At 70.9% G+C, this 21,701-nt stretch carries 20 protein-coding genes; 12 read left to right on the top strand and 8 right to left on the bottom strand.

From position 1 onward, the window contains the following. Positions 1–7: 7 nt before the first annotated feature. The 3 genes from OHA17_RS18430 to OHA17_RS18420 form a co-directional block, all read right to left on the bottom strand. Positions 8–1,249: a PP2C family protein-serine/threonine phosphatase gene (locus OHA17_RS18430; RefSeq protein WP_406507524.1), complete on the bottom strand. Its 1,242-nt coding sequence runs from the start codon at positions 1,247–1,249 to the stop codon at positions 8–10. Between the two features lie 343 nt (positions 1,250–1,592). Next, complete coding sequence (locus OHA17_RS18425; RefSeq protein ID WP_406507523.1) at positions 1,593–2,651, bottom strand: NlpC/P60 family protein; 1,059 nt, start codon at positions 2,649–2,651, stop codon at positions 1,593–1,595. A 325-nt stretch (positions 2,652–2,976) separates the two neighbouring features. After that, the gene (locus tag OHA17_RS18420) at positions 2,977–3,771 is read right to left on the bottom strand and encodes a class I SAM-dependent methyltransferase (protein WP_406507522.1); all 795 of its coding nucleotides are present in this window, start codon (positions 3,769–3,771) and stop codon (positions 2,977–2,979) included. A 325-nt stretch (positions 3,772–4,096) separates the two neighbouring features. Between OHA17_RS18420 and mshA the strand changes: the two genes are divergently transcribed. Beyond that, the gene (mshA, locus tag OHA17_RS18415) at positions 4,097–5,440 is read left to right on the top strand and encodes a D-inositol-3-phosphate glycosyltransferase (protein WP_406507521.1); all 1,344 of its coding nucleotides are present in this window, start codon (positions 4,097–4,099) and stop codon (positions 5,438–5,440) included. A gap of 95 nt (positions 5,441–5,535) precedes the next feature. Beyond that, positions 5,536–6,024, top strand: coding sequence for a YbjN domain-containing protein (locus OHA17_RS18410; RefSeq protein WP_398880367.1), 489 nt, complete (start codon positions 5,536–5,538; stop codon positions 6,022–6,024). A 537-nt stretch (positions 6,025–6,561) separates the two neighbouring features. On the opposite strand, the gene OHA17_RS18405 is transcribed toward OHA17_RS18410, so the two are convergent. After that, positions 6,562–7,842 carry an MDR family MFS transporter gene (locus tag OHA17_RS18405; protein ID WP_406507520.1) on the bottom strand — a complete coding sequence of 427 codons (1,281 nt, stop codon included), beginning with the start codon at positions 7,840–7,842 and terminating at the stop codon, positions 6,562–6,564. Positions 7,843–8,016: 174 nt separating this feature from the next. Here OHA17_RS18405 and OHA17_RS18400 point away from each other — a divergent pair, with 174 nt between their 5' ends. Both OHA17_RS18400 and OHA17_RS18395 read left to right on the top strand, forming a co-directional pair. After that, positions 8,017–8,775, top strand: a complete 759-nt coding sequence (locus tag OHA17_RS18400; RefSeq protein WP_406507519.1) for a phosphoglyceromutase — start codon at positions 8,017–8,019, stop codon at positions 8,773–8,775. A 320-nt stretch (positions 8,776–9,095) separates the two neighbouring features. Continuing rightward, positions 9,096–9,515 (top strand): hypothetical protein, encoded by a 420-nt coding sequence (locus OHA17_RS18395; protein WP_406507518.1) that lies wholly within the window; start codon positions 9,096–9,098, stop codon positions 9,513–9,515. Positions 9,516–9,932: 417 nt separating this feature from the next. Here OHA17_RS18395 and phoU read toward each other — a convergent pair whose 3' ends face one another. Further along, complete coding sequence (phoU, locus tag OHA17_RS18390; RefSeq protein ID WP_406507517.1) at positions 9,933–10,610, bottom strand: phosphate signaling complex protein PhoU; 678 nt, start codon at positions 10,608–10,610, stop codon at positions 9,933–9,935. 199 nt (positions 10,611–10,809) lie between these two features. Here phoU and OHA17_RS18385 point away from each other — a divergent pair, with 199 nt between their 5' ends. Next, a complete protein-coding gene (locus tag OHA17_RS18385; protein WP_053728183.1) occupies positions 10,810–12,090 on the top strand; it encodes a cell wall metabolism sensor histidine kinase WalK in 1,281 nt (426 codons plus the stop codon). After that, positions 12,087–12,767 (top strand): response regulator transcription factor, encoded by a 681-nt coding sequence (locus tag OHA17_RS18380; protein ID WP_017242433.1) that lies wholly within the window; start codon positions 12,087–12,089, stop codon positions 12,765–12,767. Before OHA17_RS18385 ends, OHA17_RS18380 begins: the two co-directional genes overlap by 4 nt. A 109-nt stretch (positions 12,768–12,876) precedes the next feature. Here OHA17_RS18380 and OHA17_RS18375 read toward each other — a convergent pair whose 3' ends face one another. Then, positions 12,877–13,530, bottom strand: coding sequence for a DUF461 domain-containing protein (locus OHA17_RS18375; RefSeq protein ID WP_406507516.1), 654 nt, complete (start codon positions 13,528–13,530; stop codon positions 12,877–12,879). Between the two features lie 612 nt (positions 13,531–14,142). Here OHA17_RS18375 and OHA17_RS18370 point away from each other — a divergent pair. From OHA17_RS18370 to OHA17_RS18345, 6 genes are all read left to right on the top strand, one after another. Next, positions 14,143–14,625, top strand: a complete 483-nt coding sequence (locus tag OHA17_RS18370) for a CarD family transcriptional regulator (protein WP_003953493.1) — start codon at positions 14,143–14,145, stop codon at positions 14,623–14,625. 292 nt (positions 14,626–14,917) lie between these two features. After that, on the top strand, positions 14,918–15,655 hold the full coding sequence (gene ispD / locus OHA17_RS18365; protein ID WP_406507515.1) for a 2-C-methyl-D-erythritol 4-phosphate cytidylyltransferase: 738 nt from the start codon (positions 14,918–14,920) through the stop codon (positions 15,653–15,655). After that, positions 15,645–16,145 carry a 2-C-methyl-D-erythritol 2,4-cyclodiphosphate synthase gene (gene ispF / locus OHA17_RS18360; protein WP_406507514.1) on the top strand — a complete coding sequence of 167 codons (501 nt, stop codon included), beginning with the start codon at positions 15,645–15,647 and terminating at the stop codon, positions 16,143–16,145. Before ispD ends, ispF begins: the two co-directional genes overlap by 11 nt. Positions 16,146–16,264: 119 nt before the next feature. Then, positions 16,265–17,665 carry a cysteine--tRNA ligase gene (cysS, locus tag OHA17_RS18355; protein ID WP_406507513.1) on the top strand — a complete coding sequence of 467 codons (1,401 nt, stop codon included), beginning with the start codon at positions 16,265–16,267 and terminating at the stop codon, positions 17,663–17,665. 110 nt (positions 17,666–17,775) lie between these two features. Beyond that, positions 17,776–18,732, top strand: a complete 957-nt coding sequence (gene rlmB, locus OHA17_RS18350; RefSeq protein ID WP_053728178.1) for a 23S rRNA (guanosine(2251)-2'-O)-methyltransferase RlmB — start codon at positions 17,776–17,778, stop codon at positions 18,730–18,732. Positions 18,733–18,807: 75 nt separating this feature from the next. Continuing rightward, positions 18,808–20,283, top strand: coding sequence for a DoxX family protein (locus OHA17_RS18345; RefSeq protein ID WP_406507512.1), 1,476 nt, complete (start codon positions 18,808–18,810; stop codon positions 20,281–20,283). A gap of 79 nt (positions 20,284–20,362) precedes the next feature. Here the strand turns inward: OHA17_RS18345 and OHA17_RS18340 are convergent, their stop codons facing one another. Together OHA17_RS18340 and OHA17_RS18335 are read right to left on the bottom strand one after the other, a co-directional pair. Beyond that, a complete protein-coding gene (locus OHA17_RS18340) occupies positions 20,363–21,094 on the bottom strand; it encodes an NDP-sugar synthase (protein WP_406507511.1) in 732 nt (243 codons plus the stop codon). A gap of 33 nt (positions 21,095–21,127) precedes the next feature. After that, a complete protein-coding gene (locus tag OHA17_RS18335) occupies positions 21,128–21,535 on the bottom strand; it encodes a hypothetical protein (protein ID WP_100577781.1) in 408 nt (135 codons plus the stop codon). Positions 21,536–21,701 lie beyond the last annotated feature (166 nt).

The following is a 21,701-nucleotide window of genomic DNA, read 5'->3' as shown; positions in this document are numbered from 1 at the left end:
CCCGGCGTCAGTCCTCCGCGCGCTTGCGTTCCAGGAGGACCACCGCCACGTCGTCCGTCAGCTCGCCCCCGTTGAGCTCGCGGGCCCGGGTCACCGCCGCTTCGAGCAGTGCCTCGCCGCGCAGCCCGGAGGCCAGCTGGCTGTTGATCATTTCCAGCATGCCGTCCTGACCGAGCCGCTGGCTGCCCTCGCCGGTGCGGCCCTCGATGAGGCCGTCGGTGTACATCAACAGGCCCCATTCCCGGCCGAGTTCGACCTGCCGGCGCGGCCAGCGGGCGCGCGGCAGCAGGCCGAGGGCCGGGCCGCCGTTCTCGTATGGGAGCAGCTGGGCCCGGCCGCCGAGCGCGATCAGCGGCGAGGGGTGGCCGGCCAGGCAGAGGCCCGCGCTGCGGCCGTCCGGCGCGATGTCGACGGTGCACAGCGTCGCGAAGATCTCCTCGCTGTCGCGCTCGTGCTCCAGAACTTCCTGAAGGGTCGAGAGCAGCTCGTCGCCGCACAGGCCCGCCAGCGTCAACGCCCGCCAGGCGATGCGGAGTTCGACCCCGAGGGCCGCCTCGTCGGGGCCGTGGCCGCAGACATCGCCGATCATCGCGTGGACGGTTCCGTCCGGCGTACGCACCGTGTCGTAGAAGTCGCCGCCGAGCAGCGCCCGGGAGCGGCCGGGGCGGTAGCGGGCCGCGAAGCGCAGGTCGGAGCCGTCGAGCAGCGGGGTCGGGAGCAGCCCGCGCTCCAGGCGGGCGTTCTCCTGGGCGTGCAGCCGCGACTTGGCCAGCTTGTGCTGGGCGGTGTCCGCGCGCTTGCGCTCCACCGCGTACCGGATGGCGCGGCTGAGCAGCCTGCCGTCCAGCTCGTCGCGGAACAGGTAGTCCTGCGCGCCGACCCGGACCGCTTCCGCCGCCCGCTCCGCGTGCGTGGACGGGGTCAGGGCCAGTACGGCGTGGCGCGGGGCCAGGCGGAGCAGATGGCGCAGGGCCGCGAGCTCGTCGTCCGGGTCGCGGCCCGGCAGCGCCAGGTCCAGGAGTATGCAGTGGACGTCGTCGGTGAGCAGCCGCTCGGCCTCGGTGAGGTTGCGGGCGGTACGGATCCGGACCCGGGTGCCCGCCGCGTCGAGGAGCTCGTGCACGGTGAAGGTGCCCGCCGGGTCGTCCTCGATGACCAGCAGGTTGAGCGGGCCGTCGGCGGCGCTGCCCGTCTGGGGCTCCGGGGCGGCTCGCTGGTGCGGTACGGGTACGTGCTGGGATGCGGGCATCGTCGGTTCCGGAATCCTTCCCTCCCCCCGAGGGCGCGGGGGTGCGCCGGTCGGCGCCCCACCAGCCGGGACCCTAGCGTCATCCACGGGCGCGGCGGAATGGCGTTCGGCGGTTGATCGCCGAAGGAGCGGTTGGCATATGCCGCATGCCTTATTTGTCCGGGCCTCAGGAAGTTGCGGACTGCCCGTACCGCCGGTAAGCGATTGCCCGCCCGGACGCCCCGGAACTGCCCGGCCGGACGTGGCGGGGTGTCCGGCCGGAGGCGATCGACCCGCCGCGAGCGGTCCGTACTCCCGTCCGCCCTCGCCCGTACGCGCCCTGCTTGTCCCGCTATGCGGCCCGCTACTTGTCGGGGCGTACGACACCCAGGATCGGCATGGTGCCCGCCCCCGTGATCGTCACGGTCCTGCCGGGCCGGGGGGAGTGCACGATCGCGCCGTCGCCGATGTACATCCCGACATGGGTGGCGTCGGCGAAGTAGATGACGAGGTCTCCGGGGCGCATGTCCTTGATCGCGACGTGCGGCAGCTGGGCCCACTGCTCCTGCGAGGTGCGCGGTATGGGGCGCCCGGCCGAGATCCAGGCCTGCGAGGTCAGGCCCGAGCAGTCGAAGGTGTCGGGCCCTGCGGCGCCCCAGACGTACCGCTTGCCGATCTGGTCGGTGGCGAACTTCACGGCCTTCTTGCCCTGCTCGCTCGCGCTGCCGTTGATCTCCTTCAGTATGCCCGTGCTCAGCCAGGCCGTCTGGGAGTCGAACTCCTTCTTCCGCTCCAGCTCGGCCAGGCGCTGCTTCTCCTGCTCCTTGAGCTGGTCCTGGAGCTTCTCGGCCGCCGCGATCTTCTCGGTGATGTCCTTCTTCGCGGCTTCCTTCTTGACCCGGTTGGCCTCCAGGTTCTTCCACTGCGCGGTGGCGTCCTTGCTGTACGCCGCCAAGTCGGCCTGCGTGCGGTTCAGTTCGCCGAGCACGCCCTGGGCGGCCTGCTGGCCCTGGCGCAGCGCGTCGGCGCCGTCGAGGAACGTCTCCGGGTCGCCGCTCAGCATCAGCTGGGCGCCGGGCGGAAGGCCGCCGTTGCGATACTGCATCCGCGCGGTGGCGCCCGCCTGGTCCTTCAGGCGCTTGATCTTGTCCTGGCCCTTCACGATCTCCTGGGCCAGCTGCACGATCTGCGCGGACTGCTGCTTGGTCTGCTCCTCGGCGAGGTTGTACGCGTCGGTGGCCACGGCCGCCTGCCGGTACAGGTCGTCGATCTGCTTGCCCACTTCTTCGAGCGTCCTGGGCTGGGCCGGCGCCGTGGTCGACGGCGTCGGCGCCGGGTCGGCGAACGCCGTGCCCGGCGCCGCCAACGCGGTCAAGGCGCACACCAAGGCGATCGCGGCCGCCAAACGGCGCTGCTTCGGCACTATGAACTCCCCCTCCAGCCGGCCCCGGCCCCACACCGGAACACCGGATACTTCATATGTGATTTACCGTCAGTAACATCACACTGCCCGCGATGCTGCCACGGCCTCCGCCAAAACGACAGAGGCACAAGGGCACCGAACGGGGCACATCCCCCTGCGCGTTCTTCCGCGCGTTCCCCCTCGTGTGACGAACACCGAGCTCCACGCGTTCCACCGGCCACGGGAGTTCACTCGTACGACGACGCGAACAACGCCGCGAATTGGTCTGGGCGACACCCGGGTCGTACCCGGCTGGCACCCGGGTCGGATCAGAGGGCGCCAGGGCTCAACTGGGCGCCAGCGCCGACCAGTTGACCGTCACCTCGCCCTGCCGCCAGCGCCGCACACCGTCCACGACCGGCCAGTCGGCCGACAGATCCCGTACGGACTTGATCCACCGCTGCCGCGCGCCCAGCGAGGCGTACGGGGCGGCCGCCGCCCACGCCCGGTCGAAGTCACGCAGGAAGGCGTGCACCGGCTCGCCCGGCACATTGCGGTGGATCAGCGCCTTCGGCAGCCGTTCGGCCAGGTCGGAAGGGCGCTCCAGGGAGCCGAGCCGGGTCGCGAGGGTCACCGTGCGCGGGCCGGAACGGTCGAGCGCGACCCACACATGGCGGCGGCCGATCTCGTCGCAGGTGCCCTCGACGAGCAGCCCGCCCGGCGCGAGCCGCGCGCACAGCCGGGCCCAGACGGCGGCCACCTCGCCCTCGTCGTACTGGCGCAGCACGTTCGCCGCCCGGATCAGCATCGGCGGCTCGGCCAGCGGCACCTCGAAGCCGCCGTGCCGGAAGGTGAGGCCCTCGCGCTCGTACGGCTTGGCCGCGGCGACCCGGGCCGGCTCGATCTCGATGCCGACCACCGAGACGGCGGGGGCCGCGGTGCGCAGCCGCTGGAGCAGTTCCACCGCGGTCCAGGGGGCGGCCCCGTACCCGAGGTCGACGGCGACCGGCGCGGACGCGCGGCGCAGCGCGGTCCCGTGCGCGTCGGCGATCCAGCGGTCCATGCGACGCAGCCGGTTCGGGTTGGTGGTGCCGCGGGTGACGGTGCCGACGGGGCGCTTCGCGGACGGGGGTGGAGCCATAGGACGAGGGTAGGCGGCGGTTCGACCCGGAAGGTTCGGCGGTTCGGGTGGGACGGTTCGGTGGTTCCGGGCGGGACGGCTCGGCGGGTTCGGGCGGGGCGGTTCGGCGGTTCCGGCCGGACGTTTCCGCAGGTCGCCCCGATGTTTCGCAAGCCCCGGCCGACGGTTCCCGGCCTGCGCCGGGCTCCGCCCCGACGGGTCCGGCAACATTTTGGCAAAGTGGAAATGAAAGCGCGGATTCCGGTGTTCGGGGCTTTGGAGGGGCGTGCCCGCATGCCCGCTCCGCGTCCGAAGGCAGTGCCCCGAAGCCGAGGAGGGCCTCGACGTGAGCCAGTACGTGTCCCGGTTCGCCGGCACCCTGGCGGGGCCGCCCCGGCTCCGGCTGCCCGGCGGCCACCGCAAGCCGCGCCGGGTCGCCGTGCTCAGCGTCCACACCTCCCCGCTGCACCAGCCGGGGACGGGCGACGCGGGCGGCATGAACGTGTACATCGTCGAGCTCGCCAAGCGCCTCGCCGCGATCAACATCGAGGTCGAGATCTTCACCCGGGCCACCACGGGCGGGCTCGCGCCGACCGTCGAGATGGCGCCCGGGGTGCTGGTGCGGCACATAGACGCGGGACCGTACGAGGGTCTCGCCAAGGAGGAGCTGCCGGCCCAGCTCTGTGCCTTCACGCACGGGGTGATGCAGGCCTGGGCGCACCACCGGCCCGGCTACTACGACCTGGTCCACTCCCATTACTGGCTCTCCGGGCACGTCGGCTGGCTCGCCGCCGAACGCTGGGGGGTGCCCCTCGTCCACGCCATGCACACCATGGCCAAGGTCAAGAACGCGGCGCTCGCCGAGGGCGACACCCCCGAGCCCGCCGCACGCGTCATCGGCGAGACCCAGATCGTGAACGCGGCGGACCGGCTGATCGCCAACACCGCCGAGGAGGCCGACGAACTCGTCCGCTTCTACGACGCCGACCCTGGCAAGGTCGCCGTCGTCCACCCCGGTGTGAACCTCGACCGGTTCCGCCCGGCGGACGGCAGGACCGCGGCGCGGGACCGGCTCGGGCTGCCCCGGGACGCGTTCATCCCGCTCTTCGCGGGCCGCATCCAGCCGCTGAAGGCGCCGGACATCCTGCTGCGCGCGACGGCCGACCTCCTGGAGCGCGACCCCTCCCTGCGCTCGCGGATGATCGTGCCGATCGTGGGCGGTCCTTCCGGGAGCGGCCTGGCCAAGCCGGAGGGCCTGCAGAAGCTGGCGGCCAAGCTCGGCATCAGCGACGTCGTACGGTTCAGACCGCCGGTCGGCCAGGACCGGCTCGCGGACTGGTTCCGGGCGGCGTCCGTCCTGGTCATGCCCTCGTACAGCGAATCGTTCGGCCTGGTCGCCATAGAGGCGCAGGCGGCCGGCACGCCGGTGGTCGCGGCGTCGGTCGGCGGGCTCCCGGTGGCGGTGCGGGACGGCTCGACGGGATTCCTGGTGCAGGGCCACGACCCCGAGGACTACGCGACCGCCCTGCGCCGCTTCGTCCAGGACCCCACGCTGGTGCGGCGGATGGGCGAGGCGGCCGCCCGGCACGCGCAGTCCTTCGGCTGGGGAACGGCGGCGTCGGCGACGGCGGACGTGTACACGGCGGCGATGGCTGAACACCGGCGTCGGGTTCGGTCGCACCACGGGTGAGGTCCGGCTCGGCGGGAGCTGTGCGGGGGCTCGCATCCATGCGGGGTTCGCGCGCGACCCGGGGTGCGTCCGGGGCCTTCGCGTAGGCTCGCGGCATGGCTGACGTGCGGCAGGTCATCGAAACGGCCCTCAAGGACGCGGAGCTCTCGTGGGAGTCCCCGGAGCCCGGTACGTATGTCGTGACCCTGCCGGGCACGCGCAAGCTCTCCACCACCTGCTCGCTGCGGGTCGGCCGCCACGCCCTCTCCGTGAACGCGTTCGTCGTGCGGCACCCCGACGAGAACGAGCCGGCCGTCCATCGCTGGCTCCTCGAACGCAACCTCCGCCTGTACGGGGTGAGTTACGCGGTCGACCGGCTCGGGGACGTGTACCTGGCCGGCAAGGTCCCGCTGGCCTCCGTCACGCCGGAGGAACTCGACCGGCTGCTCGGGGTCGTCCTGGAGGAGGCGGACGGGGCCTTCAACACCCTGCTGGAGCTGGGGTTCGCGTCGGCGATCCGGCGGGAGTACGCGTGGCGGGTGTCGCGGGGGGAGTCCACGCGGAACCTCGACGCGTTTACGCATCTGACGGGTGGGGCGGGTTGAGCCTCCGGGGGCGGCGAGGCTGAACGCGGGGGTTTGCCCACCCGCCCGCCCGTTGCTCAGCGCGGAATGCCTGAGCCCTGGGGCTGCACCCCAGCCCCGCCGGGGCTCCGCCCCGGACCCCGGAGGTTTGCCCACCCGCCCGCCCGTGACGGGGGTTGGATAGTTCGGCTTCTGGGGCTGCGCCCCAGACCCCTGCGGGGACTTCGTCCCCTGCACCCCTTTCGGGGCTCCGCCCCGGACCCCGGGGAGTTCGCCCACCCTCCGCCCGTGCAGGGGGTGGAGAGGGTTGAGCTCCGGGGCTGCGCCCCAGACCCCTGCGGGGACTTCGTCCCCTGCACCCCTTTCGGGGCTCCGCCCCGGACCCCGGGGAGTTCGCCCACCCTCCGCCCGTGCAGGGGGTGGAGAGGGTTGAGCTCTGGGGCTGCGCCCCAGACCCCTGCGGGGACTTCGTCCCCTGCACCCCTTTCGGGGCTTCGCCCCCAGGCCCTCGCCGCAGCGCTCCGCCCCCGGACCCCCATCAGGGCGGGGCGCCCCCCCTTACACCCCCGACCCCTCCCGAACCTCAACTTGCGCCCCCTCCATATCCCCAGCCCCCGCCGATGCCCCCGGCACCCCCTCCACCGGCAACCCCCGCATCAGCGCCCAGTACCCCACAGCCGCCCCTGTCCCCAGTACCGCACATGCTCCCCACAGCCACTTCGCCCCGAAGTGGTCGATCACGTAGCCCGACATCAGGGGAGCGATCAGTGCTGCCACCGACCAGGACATCGTGTAGATGCCCTGGTAGCGGCCCCGGCCGTGGACGGGGGAGAGGCGGACCACCAGGCCCGTCTGCGTGGGGGCGTTGACGATTTCCGCCAGGGTCCAGACGCAGATCGTCAGGGCGTACACCGCGACCGAACCCGCGAACGCCGTCAGGCCGAAGCCGTAGCCCGCGAGCAGCGCCGAGATGATCAGGAGGCGGCGCGGGTCGCGGTGCTGGATGTAGCGGGTGACGGGGATCTGCACCGCCACGATCAGGATGCCGTTCACCGCGATCGCCAGGCCGAAGTCGGCGCTGGAGAAGCCGTCCGTGCCCATCGCGACCGGCAGGCCCACGTAACCCTGTTGGAAGATCAGGGAGATGAGGAAGGACAGGCCCACCACGCCCATGAAACGGCCGTCCCTCAGCACCGTACCTATGCCGATCTGCGGTTCGGCCGCCTTCTCCACCGCCGTGCGCTCGGGGCGCGACTCCGGCAGCTTGAGGAACACCACGATCGCGCAGACCAGCGTCAGCGTCGCCTCGCCCAGGAAGCCCGCCAGGTAGCTGTACTGCGCGATGAAGCCCGCCGTCATCGACGAGATGGCGAAGCCCAGGTTGATCGCCCAGTAGTTGAGGGAGAACGCGCGCACGCGGTCCTGAGGCTTCACGATGTCCGCCATCATCGCCTGCACCGCCGGCCGTGACGCGTTGCTCGCCATGCCGACGAGGAACGCGACCCCCGCGATCGCCACCGGATCCGTCATGAAGCCGAGCAGCGCGACCGACAGAGCCGTCGACGTCTGGGCGATGACCAGGGTGGGGCGGCGGCCGAGGCGGTCGGTCATGATGCCCGCGCCGATCGACGAGACGACCCCGCCGAGCCCGTGCAGGGAGGCCACAAGGCCCGCGTACGAGGCCGAATAGCCCCGGTCCAGGGTGAGGTAGAGCGCCATGAAAGTGGCGACGAAGGCCCCGAGCCGGTTGATCAGGGTGCTGGTCCACAGCCACCAGAACTCCCGGGGCAGCCCCGAGACGGTTTCTCGTGCGGCGCGTCTCAGACTGGCGACGGACATGCGGCTTCCCCCGGAACTGTGCCACTCGCGTAAGTGGTGCGGCTGATGTCCGCAAGTTACAAGTGGCTGGTTCCCGGGGGCCAGTGAATTGACGGCGTCCGTCAATCGAGACGGCCCCGGGACCTAAGTCCCTGCGCGCGCGAGGGGCCCGTGGCGTCGATTAGGCTCGGACGCATGGCCGACGCACCGTACAAGCTGATCCTCCTCCGCCACGGCGAGAGCGAGTGGAACGAGAAGAACCTGTTCACCGGGTGGGTGGACGTCAACCTCACGCCGAAGGGCGAGAAGGAGGCGGCGCGCGGCGGTGAGCTGCTCAAGGACGCCGGCCTGCTCCCCGACGTGCTGCACACCTCCCTCCAGAAGCGCGCCATCCGCACCGCCCAGCTCGCGCTGGAGTCCGCGGACCGCCACTGGATCCCGGTGCACCGCAGCTGGCGCCTGAACGAGCGCCACTACGGCGCCCTCCAGGGCAAGGACAAGGCGCAGACGCTCGCCGAGTTCGGCGAGGAGCAGTTCATGCTGTGGCGCCGCTCGTACGACACCCCGCCGCCGGCGCTCGCGGACGGCACGGAGTTCTCGCAGAGCGACGACGCCCGCTACGCGACGATCCCGCCGGAGCTGCGCCCGCAGACCGAGTGCCTCAAGGACGTCGTGACGCGCATGCTGCCGTACTGGTACGACGGCATCGTTCCGGACCTGCTCGACGGCAAGACCGTCCTGATCGCGGCCCACGGCAACTCGCTGCGCGCGCTGGTCAAGCACCTCGACGGCATCTCCGACGCCGACATCGCGGGCCTGAACATCCCGACCGGCATCCCGCTCGTGTACGAGCTCGACGCCGACTTCAAGCCCGTCAAGCCGGGCGGCACCTACCTCGACCCGGACGCGGCCGCCGCCGCGATCGAGGCCGTGAAGAACCAGGGCAAGAAGTAACCCAAGAGGTAACCCCGGTGGTTCCCAAGAGGGACCCCAGGGGTTCCCTGTAGTGCCCAACAGGTAACCCCTGTAGCTCCACACGCACCAAGGCAACCACCCCCCCTGCCTGCGGATTTGCCGCCGCGCAGGGGGTTTTGCGTTACGCCCCGTAGTCGGCCGCTCTCGCTCCGGTCGCCGACCCGGCACCCTGTGGATAGCCTCAAAATGCGCATTTCGCCCGAACGGTTAGCCGAGTACCCGAACGGTGAGCCGAGTACGACGCCTCGTACGGCGAACCGCGCATCACCTGGGGGAGTCCGTCAAGACAGGAGTCCAATGTGAAAGCCACCCTGCGCAGCCGCTGCGTCCGGACGTTCGCGGCCGGTGCGCTGTCCGCTGCCCTGCTGGCCGCCGGCGCGGTCGGCACCTTCGCCCATGCCGCCGCGAGCCCCAAGCCGAAGCCGTCCACTTCCGCGTCCAAGTCGGCCGCGTCCATCACCGTGAAGGCGTCGTCGGCCTCGGTGAAGGCCGGTGACAAGGTGACGTTCACGGGCCGCACCGCGGGCATGCCCATAGGCAGCAAGCTGGTGCTCCAGCACAAGAAGGGCAGTAAGTGGACGACCCTGCAGGCCAGCACCCAGGTCAAGCAGGGCAGCAGCTACTCCCTTGAAGCCAAGCTCAACGACAAGGGCAAGCAGGAACTGCGGATCAAGTACGACGAGGTCACCTCGCCGTCGGTCACCGTCACGGTGAAGTGAGCCCTCACTGTGAAGTGAGTCGTCACCGTGCAGTGAGCCGGCCCCGGCGATGAGCCGGCCGCGGCGATGAAGGAGGGGCCCCGCCCGAGCCGGGCGGGGCCCCTCCTCGTGCTGGGACTCATGCTGGGAACGACACCGTCGGCGGGATCAGCCGCCGCACTGGCAGGGCGCGCCCGACTGGCAGCCGCAGCCGCAGCCCGAGCCGCAGCCGCACGCGCCGATCAGTGGGAGCCGGACCACTTCGACAGGGGTGACAGGTGCTTCCTGGCGTGGTTCGGACGTGGGTGAATCGGCCATGGGTCCCTCCCGGGGTAGGCAGACGCAAGGAGCCTTCGCTCATTGCATGCCCACTTCGGCGGGCGCGTCAACGGCGCACGCGCGCAAGCCTGTTGGGGCCGGGCCGGTGCCTGCCGGGTGTCAGGCCCCCTCGATCGGCGTGGCCGCCTGGAGTTCGTCGGCGTGTTCGCCGGTGACCAGGTAGACGACGCGCTTGGCGACCGACACCGCGTGGTCCGCGAAGCGCTCGTAGTAGCGGCCGAGCAGGGTCACGTCCACCGCGGTCTCGATGCCGTGCTTCCAGCGGTCGTCCATCAGGTGCTGGAACAGCGTGCGGTGCAGCAGGTCCATCTCGTCGTCGTCCTGCTCCAGCTGGAGGGCCAGGTCGACGTCCTTGGTGATGATGACCTCGGCGGCCTTCGCCATCAGGCGCTGGGCGAGCTGGCCCATCTCCAGGATGGTGGCGTGCAGGTCGTGCGGAACGGCGCGCTCCGGGTAGCGAAGCCGGGTCAGCTTGGCCACGTGCTGGGCGAGGTCGCCCGAGCGCTCCAGGTCGGCGCTCATGCGCAGGGAGGTCACGACGATCCGCAGATCGGTGGCGACCGGCTGCTGGCGGGCCAGCAGGGCTATCGCCCGGGCCTCCAGGTCGTGCTGGAGATCGTCGACCTTCTGGTCGGCCGCGATCACGCTCTCGGCGAGCTTCAGATCGGCGTCGAGCATGGCCGTGGTGGCGCGCCCGATCGCCGACCCGACAAGGCGGGCCATTTCGACCAGGCCCTCGCCGATCGAGTCAAGTTCCTCGTGGTACGCGTCCCGCATGGGTGTCCCTCTCTACAACGTCTCCGGGGGGCCGGGGGTGCCTGTGAACCCCACGCTCCCACGTTCCGTCCGTTACGCGTCCGATTCGGCCATAGGAAGTGAACCGTCCCTATCACCTCGGTGAACTCTGGGCGACGAACGTTCGAGCGGCCACCCATTTGGCTGGGTCAGTGTCGGTGGGGCCGCATAACCTGGGTGCATGGACGTGAACGCGGCGGTCGCCGCATTGGCAGCGATCGCCGGGGTGTGCACCGGCGTGATCGCCATGCTGGCGTTCCGCTGGAGCGAGCGCGACCAGGCGCGGCCCACCCGGACATCCCTGCACACCGACGCCGTACTGCCCCCGGGCGTGGACACGGTCCTTTCCGTACTGCGCTCCTCCGCGGTCGTCCTCGACGAGAGCGACTCGGTGGTCAAGGCCAGCTCCGCGGCGTACGCGCTCGGCCTGGTCAGGGGCGGCAAGCTGGCCGTCGAGCCCATGCTGCACATGGCCCGCGACACCCGCCGCGACGGCGAGATACGCCAGGTCGAGCTCGACCTGCCCCGGCGCGGCACGGGCCGGGGCGAGGCCCTCGCGGTCTCGGCCCGGGTCGCCCCGCTCGGCTCCCGGCTCGTCCTGCTCCTGGTGGAGGACCTCACCGAGGCCCGCCGCATCGAGGCCGTACGGCGGGACTTCGTGGCCAACGTCAGCCATGAGCTCAAGACCCCGACCGGGGCGCTCTCCCTGCTCTCCGAGGCCGTCATGGACGCCTCGGACGACCCCGAGGCGGTCACCCGCTTCGCCGGCCGGATGCAAATCGAGGCGACCCGGCTCACCAACCTGGTCCAGGAACTCATCGACCTCTCCCGCGTCCAGAACGACGACCCGCTGGAGGACGCCGAGCCGGTCCGCGTCGACGAACTCGTCGCCGAGGCCATAGACCGCTCCCGGCACCCCGCGTCCACCAAGCAGATCACCATGGCCGCGGGCGGCACCGCCGACCTGTACGTCTGGGGCAACCGCGGCCAGCTCGCCGCGGCCCTGGGCAACCTGGTCGAGAACGCCGTGAACTACTCGCCGGCCAGGACCCGGGTCGGCATCGCCGGGCGCCGCATCGCCGCGCCCGGCGGGGACCTGATCGAGATCGCCGTGACCGACCAGGGCATCGGCATCTCCGAGAAGGACCGCGAGCGCGTCTTCGAGCGCTTCTACCGGGTGGACCCGGCCCGCTCCCGTGCCACTGGCGGCACGGGCCTGGGCCTGGCCATCGTCAAGCACGTGGCCGCCTCGCACGGCGGGGAGGTCACGGTGTGGAGCTCCGAGGGACAGGGCTCCACCTTCACCCTGCGGCTGCCGGAAGCCGGCGCCGTTCGGGACCGCGCCTCCGCCGGGCGCGGGCCTGTCACGGTCGACGAGGACGAGGACGTCCCGTACGAGACCTTCAGTTCCGCTGTGCCTGAATCACAAGCCATAGTTCCTGCCCCGGAGGTCCTTCCGTGACCCGAGTGCTCGTCGTCGAGGATGAGGAATCCTTCAGCGACGCCCTGTCCTACATGCTCCGCAAGGAGGGCTTCGAGGTCGCGGTGGCGGCCACCGGGCCCGACGGCCTGGACGAGTTCGAGCGCAACGGCGCCGACCTGGTCCTGCTGGACCTGATGCTGCCCGGCCTGCCGGGCACCGAGGTCTGCCGTCAGCTCCGCGGCCGCTCCAACGTCCCGGTCATCATGGTGACCGCCAAGGACAGCGAGATCGACAAGGTCGTGGGCCTGGAAATAGGAGCCGACGACTACGTCACCAAGCCGTTCTCCTCGCGCGAGCTGGTGGCCCGTATCCGGGCCGTCCTGCGCCGCCGCGGCGAGCCGGAGGAGGTCACCCCGGCCGCCCTGGAGGCGGGCCCGGTCCGCATGGACGTCGACCGCCACGTGGTCACCGTCTCCGGCGGCAAGGTCGACCTCCCGTTGAAGGAGTTCGACCTCCTGGAGATGCTCCTTCGCAACGCGGGCCGCGTCCTGACCCGCATGCAGCTCATCGACCGGGTCTGGGGCGCGGACTACGTCGGCGACACCAAGACCCTGGACGTCCACGTCAAGCGCCTGCGCGCCAAGATCGAGCCGGACCCGGGCGCGCCGCGCTACCTGGTGACGGTCCGCGGCCTGGGCTACAAGTTCGAGCCGTAAGCCGATATCCGGTGCATCGCGAGCCGTAGGCCGCTGCCCGGTGCATGAGAAGTGGGCGGGCCCGGATCAGATCCGGGCCCGCCCACTTCTCATGGCCTACACGGGTACGTCAGTGACCCGCCGCCGTGTGCGACGGCGAGCCGGAGCCCGCGGGCTTGCCGCTGCCGCCCGGGGTGTTCGGCGTGGCCGAGCCGGACGGGGCGCCCGAGACGGGGGCCGACGGCTCGCCCGAGGGGGTCTCCTTGGGCTTCGGGAGCTCGCTGGGGCCGACGCCCTGGAAGTAGCTGGTGGCCGGGACCACGAAGGCGTCCAGGCTCACCGCGCCGGTCTTGCTGAACTGGAAGGTGACCTTCTGCGCGTCGCCGTTCTTGGCGGCCTCGCGGCCGTTGGCGACGACCGCGGAGGCGTTGCCCTTGCCGCCGAGCACGACGGAGCCGTGTGCCGGGACGGTGATCGCACCCGTGCCCTTGGCGGGGGAGAGCTTGACGGCGGCGCTGCCGACCTGGATCGAGTCCAGCGTCTGCGGGTCGGTGCCGTTGTTGAACAGCGTCGCAGCGACGACGGCCGGGCCCTCGGCGTCGACCTTCGGCTGGGTGACGACCGTCGCGTTCTGGACCTTGATGTCGCCCACGGCGACGTAGGCGTTGTCCGCCTTGACCCCGAGCGTCTGGGCCCCGTTGCCCGCGGCACAGGCGGAGAGGGAGGCGAGCGAGAACGCGATGGCAGAAGCGGCGAGGGCGCCGCGTCGAAGGCTGCGGCTCACGGCGGCGGCAACTCCTTGGACGTACGAGACGGACTGCTTCGGACGGGCTACGGGTCAGCCGGCCGCATACCTAAGGGCCAGCTAAGGGTGTGTCAGCGGGCCTAGATTACCGAGCCGCCCGACGCGCCCCGCACCCGACCCGCCCCTTGGGGCGACGGGCCCGCCGAACTCGGGTGGATCACGTTCCGATCTTGGTCTTTCGTACGCCGTTCACATATGCCGGGTGATCAATTTCCCGGGCCGCCACACATTCCTTACCGAAAATCCCCGGGAGTGGTCCGACCGGGTCGTTCGTTGATCAATTCCGGAAAGAATCCCGCACGGCCGAACGGGTGAACGAGCGCCGAACGGAGTAGATGAAGTTCACCGTCCGGAATCCGGCAAACCGGGACGTTCGGCCTCCACGGGCGCCGATCGGGGGTGCGTAACGTACGCGTTTCGCAGCCCCTTCGCAGCTGCTCCGACCTGCGAATACCGGGTTCCGCAAGCCCTCCGCAGCACGTTCCTGTTGCTGTTGTCAAGCCCCGAGATATGCCCTGACCTGCGAAAACGCCATTCAGAAGAAGCCGTATCCGTGTTACCCTGGATAGCCACGGAAGGGGTACCTGTCACATGACGTTCAAGGTTGGCGACACCGTGGTCTATCCCCATCACGGGGCCGCGCTGATCGAGGCCATCGAAACTCGCCAGATCAAAGGCGTGGACAAGACCTACTTGGTGCTCAAGGTCGCCCAGGGCGACCTGACTGTGCGCGTGCCCGCGGACAATGCGGAGTTCGTCGGCGTTCGCGATGTAGTTGGTCAGGACGGGCTGGACCGGGTCTTCGAGGTGCTGCGCGCGCCGTACGCGGAGGAGCCCACGAACTGGTCCCGTCGCTACAAGGCAAATCTCGAAAAGCTCGCCTCCGGCGATGTCATCAAGGTCGCCGAAGTGGTGCGTGACCTGTGGCGTCGTGAGCGCGAGCGCGGACTGTCCGCAGGTGAGAAGCGCATGCTCGCCAAGGCGCGCCAGATCCTGGTGAGCGAGCTGGCCCTCGCGGAGAACACCAACGAAGACAAGGCCGAGGCTCTCCTCGACGAGGTCCTCGCGTCCTGACGCCGTCAGTTCCGGGGCCCGGTTAGTTCCGGGATCCCGCCCCGGAATGCCCGGCATTGCCGCGGTGCCCGCTGACCAGCAGTGAAAATTGCTGTGTCGCCGGGCGCTGCGGCATGTTCGTATCCCCTCGCCGTCAGCGCTCGCACTCTGTGTGTACCGTGCCGGGCCCGGGCGGCCTGCCTGACCGGTCGTCACGGAAGGGCCGGTCAGGGCGTCGCGCCCGGCACTCCCCCAGGCTCCAGGAGCAGGGGGTACCCCCAGGCCATACCCATGTCGTTTGAGGACACAAACCTTGTCAGACGAATCGCGCCCTTTCCGCACCGCCGCGGTGATTCCAGCGGCCGGACGCGGCGTGCGGCTCGGCCCGGGCGCCCCCAAGGCGCTCCGCGCGCTGAACGGCACGCCGATGCTCATCCACGCCGTCCGGGCGATGGCCGCCTCCCGCGCCGTCTCGCTCGTCGTCGTGGTGGCCCCGCCGGACGGCGCCACCGAGGTGAAGAACCTCCTCGCCGAGCACGCCCTGCCGGACCGCACCGACTTCCTCGTGGTGCCCGGCGGCGAGAGCCGTCAGGAGTCCGTGAAGCTCGGCCTGGACGCGCTGCCGCCCGGCTTCGACGTCGTACTGGTCCATGACGCGGCCCGCCCGCTCGTTCCCGTGGACACCGTCGACGCGGTCATCGAGGCGGTACGCGACGGAGCGCCCGCCGTCGTGCCCGCGCTCCCGCTCGCCGACACCGTCAAACAGGTCGAGCCGCGCGCCGACGGCTCGCCGGAGCCCGTCGTCGCCACTCCCGAGCGGGCCCGGCTCCGCGCGGTGCAGACCCCGCAGGGCTTCGACCACGCCACGCTCGTACGCGCCCACGAGAGCGTCACCGAGAACGTCACGGACGACGCCAGCATGATCGAGCAGCTCGGCCTGACCGTCGTCGTGGTGCCCGGCCACGAAGAGGCGTTCAAGGTGACCCGGCCGCTCGACCTAGTGCTCGCCGAGGCCGTACTCGCACGACGGAGGGCCAACGATGGCTTCTGAGACCGCCGGCCCCGTGATCCCGCTCGTCGGGATCGGCACCGACGTCCACGCCTTCGAGCCCGGGCGCGAGCTGTGGTGCGCCGGGCTGCTCTGGGAGGGTGAGGAGTACGGCCTCGCCGGGCACTCCGACGGGGACGTCGCCGCCCACGCAGCGTGCGACGCGCTCTTCTCGGCGGCCGGCGTCGGCGACCTCGGCGCGCACTTCGGCACCGACCGCCCCGAGTGGTCCGGCGCCGCGGGCGTGACCCTGCTCGCCGAGGCCGCCCGCATCGTGCGCGCCGAGGGGTACGAGATCGGGAACATCGCGGTGCAGGTCATCGGCGTACGGCCGAAGATCGGCAAGCGGCGCGACGAGGCTCGGAAGGCGCTGTCGGCCGCGGCCGGGGCGCCCGTCTCGGTGTCCGGCACCACCACGGACGGGCTCGGTCTGACCGGCCGGGCCGAGGGGCTCGCGGCGATCGCCACGGCGCTGGTGTACCGGGTGCGGTAGAAGTCGATCACCCCGCGGAAGATCGTCGGGTGGGTCCGACACCCAACAGTCGCCAAATTGTGTGCCCCGAGGCCCGGAAGGGTCGCGGGGCACTGGTATTGGGCCACTACCCTTGTGGGGTGACCATTCGCCTGTACGACACCAGCGCCCGGCAGATTCGTGATTTCGTCCCGCTCTCGCGGGGTTGTGTCTCGATCTACCTGTGTGGTGCCACGGTTCAGGCGGCTCCGCATATCGGGCACATCCGGTCGGGGCTGAACTTCGACATCATGCGGCGCTGGTTCGAGTACCGGGGTTATGACGTCACGTTCATCCGCAATGTCACGGACATCGACGACAAGATCATCAGGAAGTCGGGCGAGCAGGGCCGTCCGTGGTGGTCGATCGGGTACGAGAACGAGCGCGCGTTCAACGACGGCTACACCGCGCTGGGCTGCCTGGCGCCCACCTATGAGCCGCGTGCGACCGGGCACATCACCGAGATGGTCGAGATGATGCGCGGTCTGATCGAGCGTGGTCATGCCTATGAGGCGGACGGCAGCGTCTACTTCGACGTGCGCTCCTTCCCGGGCTATCTCCAGCTGTCGAACCAGGACATCGACGATCTGCGCCAGCCGGCCGAGGAGGGCATCACCGGCAAGCGGGATCCGCGGGACTTCGCGATGTGGAAGGCGACCAAGCCGGGCGAGCCCGACTGGGAGACGCCGTGGGGGCGGGGCCGGCCGGGCTGGCACCTGGAGTGCTCGGCGATGGCCCACAAGTATCTGGGCAGTGCGTTCGACATCCACGGCGGCGGCCTCGACCTGGTCTTCCCGCACCACGAGAACGAGATCGCCCAGGCCAAGGCCTACGGTGACGACTTCGCCGCCTACTGGGTGCACAACGCGTGGGTGACGATGTCCGGCGAGAAGATGTCGAAGTCGCTGGGCAACAGTGTGCTGGTCTCCGAGATGGTCAAGCAGTGGCGGCCGATCGTGCTGCGCTACTACCTGGGCACCCCGCACTACCGGTCGATGATCGAGTACAGCGAGGAGGCCCTGCGCGAGGCCGAGTCGGCGTTCGCGCGGATCGAGGGCTTCATCCAGCGTGTGGTGGAGAAGGCCGGGGGTGTTGTCGAGCCCGCCGCCCAGGTGCCGCCCGCGTTTGCGGAGGCCATGGACGACGATCTGGGCGTGCCGCAGGCCCTGGCGGTCGTCCACACCACGGTGCGTCAGGGCAACAGCGCGCTGGCCGCCGACGACAAGGAAGCCGCCACCGCCCGCCTGGCCGAGGTCCGCGCGATGCTCGGCGTGCTCGGCCTGGACCCGCTGGACTCGCACTGGGCCGGCGAGTCCGACCGCGGTGAGGACCTCCACGGGGCCGTCGACACCCTGGTACGCCTGGTCCTGGAACAGCGCGAGGCCGCCCGCTCCCGCAAGGACTGGGCCGCCGCCGACGCCATCCGCGACCAGCTCACCCAGTCCGGCCTCGTCATCGAGGACAGCCCCACCGGCCCCCGCTGGACCCTCGGCCCACGCTGAACCCACACGCGACGTGCCGCCCGGGCGATCGGGCGGCACACTTCATATACGTACGTACACGATCTGCATCCGCATGTGGATCGCGGATTCACTGAGGAAATAGGTAGGTCATGGCCGGGAACAGCCAGCGCAGGAACCGCCGCACGTCCAACAAGAAGGGCGCTACGGTCGGCAGCGGTGGCCAGCGGCGCCGTGGCCTGGAGGGCAAGGGCCCCACGCCCAAGGCCGAGGACCGCAAGAAGCACAAGAAGAACCGCATCGCGACCGCCAAGGCCAAGCAGGCCGCGACCCGTCGCCCCGCACCCCGGCGCGGCGGCGCCAAGGGCGCGTCCGAGATGGTCGTGGGCCGCAACCCGGTCTTCGAGGCGCTGCGCGACGGCGTTCCGGCGACCACGCTCTACGTCCAGCAGTACATCGACAACGACGAGCGCGTCCGCGAGGCCCTCCAGCTCGCCGGCGAGCGCGGCAACATCAACCTGATGGAGGCCCCGCGCGCCGAGCTCGACCGGATGACGAACGGCCTCAACCACCAGGGCCTCGTCCTCCAGGTCCCGCCGTACGAGTACGCGGACCCGCAGGAACTCACCGCGCTCGCGTACGACAACGGCGAGGACCCGCTGATCGTCGCGCTCGACGGCGTGACCGACCCGCGCAACCTCGGCGCCATCGTCCGCTCCACCTCCGCCTTCGGCGGCCACGGCGTGGTCGTGCCCGAGCGGCGCGCGGCCGGCATGACGGCGGGCGCCTGGAAGTCGTCGGCGGGCACCGCGGCCCGTACGCCGGTCTCCCGCGTCACCAACCTCACCCGCGCCCTTGAGGCGTACAAGAAGGAAGGCCTCACGATCGTCGGCCTCGCCGCCGACGGCGAGCACACGGTCGAGGACCTGGAGCAGATCGGCGGCCCCGTCGTCATCGTGATCGGCAGCGAGGGCAAGGGACTTGGCCGGCTCGTCGGCGAGACCTGCGACTACCGTGTGCGGATCTCGATGCCGGGCGGCGCCGAGTCCCTCAACGCCGGTGTGGCCGCGGGCATCGTGCTCTACGAGGCGGCCCGCCGACGCGCCTGACCTGGGTGATCTTGACGGGTCTCGGACAGATTCGGGCCCGTCAAGCAGTGTCCTAAACCCCCATCACTCGGTTAGATGAGTGTGGACACCAGAACGCCCCGGCCCGGGTTCGACGACCAGCCTGCCCTGAGCATGGTCAAGGTGGACTGCGACCCCGCGCAGGTCATCGTCAACCACGCGAGCTTCCGGGTGCAGCTTGCGCCCAAGTCGCTGCCCAAGCCCCTCATTTCGAGCACCGCGGTCCGCCGCAGGGCGCCCGTGGTGTGGAGCGGGAAGTCGGCGCCGGGGGCGAGCGGACTCCTGCAGGCGGTCCGCGCCACCTCCGTCGCCGGCGGCGCGGGCGAGCGCTACGACTCCGGCTCGACGCAGGTCATCCCGCGCATCACCGTCGACGACGCGAGGCCGACGCCGCTCATCCCCAGACCCGGCGCGGCACCGGAGACCGCACTGCTCCCGCAGATGCGCACTCCTTACCGCCAACAGCCGTACGGACAGGGCGAGTTCGAGGACTTCGACGAGCTCGACGGCGACGGGGACGACGGCTCGACCGCCAAGCGGCGCGGTGCCGAACCGGTCCGGCACGCCTACTACCCGGGCCGCCGGATGAACCTCGGCGTCGTGCTGCTCCCGCTGCGCGTCTTCCTCGGTTTCATCTCCGTGTACGCAGGCATGGGCAAGCTGTGCGACCCCGTGTACTTCGACGGCGGCGAGCGCGGCTCGATGGTCAAGTGGCTGAATTCGCTGCACCCTTGGGCGCTCGCCGAGCCCCTGCGCGACTTCGCACTCCAGCACCCCGTGGGCGCCGGCCTGACCGTCGCGTTCCTCCAAGTCGTCGTCGGCGTACTGACGATGCTGGGCCTGTGGCAGCGGGTGGCGGCCGTGTTCGGCGCGCTGCTTTCGGCGGCCCTCCTCGTGACGGTGAGCTGGCAGACCGTACGCGCCTACGACGCGCCCGACATCATCTACCTCGCCGCCTGGTCCCCGCTGATCATCGCGGGCGCCCCGGTGTACTCCCTTGACGCCCGGCTCGCCGGCGAGGCCTGGCGCAAGCTCGGGCCGCGCTCCGAACTGTGGGAGCTGCGGCGGCGGGTGCTGCGGCGCGGCCTGGTCATGACGACCGTCGTGGTCGGCCTCACCCTGACGACCGGCGCGCTCCTCGGCGGCGCGGTCCGCTCCACCACCGTGGTGACCGTGCCCGGCCCCGACGACGACCCGACCAACTACCTGCCCGGCACTCCGCTGCCGAGCGAGACCGGCCCCGCGCTCGCGCCCCGTACGCCCGTCAGGAGCGCCAAGCCGTCGGCCAAGGCCAAGACGTCGGCGAGCCCGTCGGCGAAGCCGTCCAAGAAGCCGAAGGTCCACCAGACCGTCTCCGCGGGCACCACCGGCCAGCCGAGCCACTCCGCCGGCACCGGCGGCGGCCAGCCCCCGTCCCGCCACCGCAGCACCCCGCTGGCCCCTCCGTCGACGAGCGCGGGCCCGACGTCGTCGGGCAGCACGGGCTCAAGGGGCGGCGGTAACCGCAACCCCATTGGGGGGCTGCTGGGCTAGCGGCGGAACAGCACAGCGGAGGGGCCGGACACTTCAGGTGTCCGGCCCCTCCGGCGTTCATGCGAGAGCCCTCGTGGGGTCAACTCCGCTGAGCAGCAAGCTCCTTGGCCGCCTCCGTGAGGTCCTTCGCCGTGTCGATGGCCCGCCAGTACGCCCCGTGGGGCAGCGGGAACCCGGCCAGGCGGCGCTCCCGGGCGAGGCGGGGGAACGTGGTGCGCTCGTGGTCGCCGACGTCCGGCAGCATCGCGGTGAAGGCCGCGGAGAAGACGTACACGCCCGCGTTGATGAGGTACGGCGAGGGCGGCGACTCGATGAAGTCCGTGATGTGGCCGAAGGCGTCGGTCTCGACGGCGCCCCACGGGATGCGGGGGCGGGCCAGGGCCAGCGTGGCGGTCGCGTCGCGCTCGCCGTGGAAGGAGGCCATCTCGCGGAGCGAGAAGCGCGTCCAGATGTCGCCGTTGGTGGCGTACCAGGGCTGGTCGGGGTGCGGCAGCGAGGCCGCCGCGTACTTGAGGCCGCCGCCCCGGCCCAGCGGCTCGTCCTCGACGACCGTGGTGACACGCAGCGGAAGATCGGCCTTCGTCAGCCAGTCCTTCAGGACGTCGGCGAGGTGGCCGCAGGAGACGACGGCGTCAGTGACGCCCTCGGCGGCCAGCCAGGCGAGCTGATGGCCGATGATCGGGATCCCGGTACCCGGGATCTCGACCATCGGCTTCGGGCGGTCGTCGGTGTACGGACGAAGTCGTGAGCCCTGGCCGCCCGCCAGGACCACGGCCTGCGTCGGAAACGTCGCAGTTGTGCTCGCAGTCATGCGGTGAACGATAGGCGTCCCCGCAGCGGGGCGTCACCGCTCCTGGGCCACGCCGGAGGCGAAGGAGGTGTCGCAGACGGGGCGGGAGAACGACTGGGCCTTCACGGGGCCGTAGTGCTCGACGGCGGCCCTGCCGAGCGCGCGGGCGATCGACATGCAGTGCTGGGCGAGCGAGGGGCGGTGCTCCACCTCGCGCTGGAGGTGGGTCAGCGCGGTGCCGGGGTCCTTCTCCTGGAGCTCGGTCAGGAGCGCGTCGCGCAGGACGTCCTGCGGGGCACGGGACTTGGCGCGTACGGAGACGTTCTCGGAAGAGGCGGTCAGGATCTGCGATTCGTTGCCGGCCCAGTTGACCCGGGTGACCGCGAGCGTCCCGGAGAGAACGAGGACGACGGGCAGGACGAGGGCGAGAGTTCGGCCGATTCGGCGGGCTGTGTGCGTCACGGAGGCGAGCGTAGCGGGGAGTGATGATTTGGCGACATTTAGTCACCCTGTCGGGGGATGGTTCGACGCTGCTTTTCGAATCACGCGTTGACGAACAGGATTCGAAATGGCCGGTGTGCCGGGGTATTTGTCGACAACGGGCGACGGCCCCGCACTCGCATGCGGG

Source organism: Streptomyces sp. NBC_00212 (genome assembly GCF_045206365.1).
GTDB lineage: Bacteria > Actinomycetota > Actinomycetes > Streptomycetales > Streptomycetaceae > Streptomyces.
The sequence above is the reverse complement of the archived record's forward strand: the minus strand, read 5'-3'. Positions and strand labels throughout refer to the sequence as shown.

Bases quoted from the DNA above. Each gene is read 5' to 3' on its own strand.
- OHA17_RS18430 (WP_406507524.1), bottom strand. From the start codon at position 1,249: ATGCCCGCATCCCAGCACGTACCCGTACCGCACCAGCGAGCCGCCCCG.
- OHA17_RS18420 (WP_406507522.1), bottom strand. From the start codon at position 3,771: ATGGCTCCACCCCCGTCCGCGAAGCGCCCCGTCGGCACCGTCACCCGC.
- OHA17_RS18410 (WP_398880367.1), top strand. From the start codon at position 5,536: ATGGCTGACGTGCGGCAGGTCATCGAAACGGCCCTCAAGGACGCGGAG.
- OHA17_RS18405 (WP_406507520.1), bottom strand. From the start codon at position 7,842: ATGTCCGTCGCCAGTCTGAGACGCGCCGCACGAGAAACCGTCTCGGGG.
- OHA17_RS18400 (WP_406507519.1), top strand. From the start codon at position 8,017: ATGGCCGACGCACCGTACAAGCTGATCCTCCTCCGCCACGGCGAGAGC.
- phoU (WP_406507517.1), bottom strand. From the start codon at position 10,610: ATGCGGGACGCGTACCACGAGGAACTTGACTCGATCGGCGAGGGCCTG.
- OHA17_RS18385 (WP_053728183.1), top strand. From the start codon at position 10,810: ATGGACGTGAACGCGGCGGTCGCCGCATTGGCAGCGATCGCCGGGGTG.
- OHA17_RS18370 (WP_003953493.1), top strand. From the start codon at position 14,143: ATGACGTTCAAGGTTGGCGACACCGTGGTCTATCCCCATCACGGGGCC.
- ispF (WP_406507514.1), top strand. From the start codon at position 15,645: ATGGCTTCTGAGACCGCCGGCCCCGTGATCCCGCTCGTCGGGATCGGC.
- rlmB (WP_053728178.1), top strand. From the start codon at position 17,776: ATGGCCGGGAACAGCCAGCGCAGGAACCGCCGCACGTCCAACAAGAAG.
- OHA17_RS18345 (WP_406507512.1), top strand. From the start codon at position 18,808: ATGAGTGTGGACACCAGAACGCCCCGGCCCGGGTTCGACGACCAGCCT.
- OHA17_RS18340 (WP_406507511.1), bottom strand. From the start codon at position 21,094: ATGACTGCGAGCACAACTGCGACGTTTCCGACGCAGGCCGTGGTCCTG.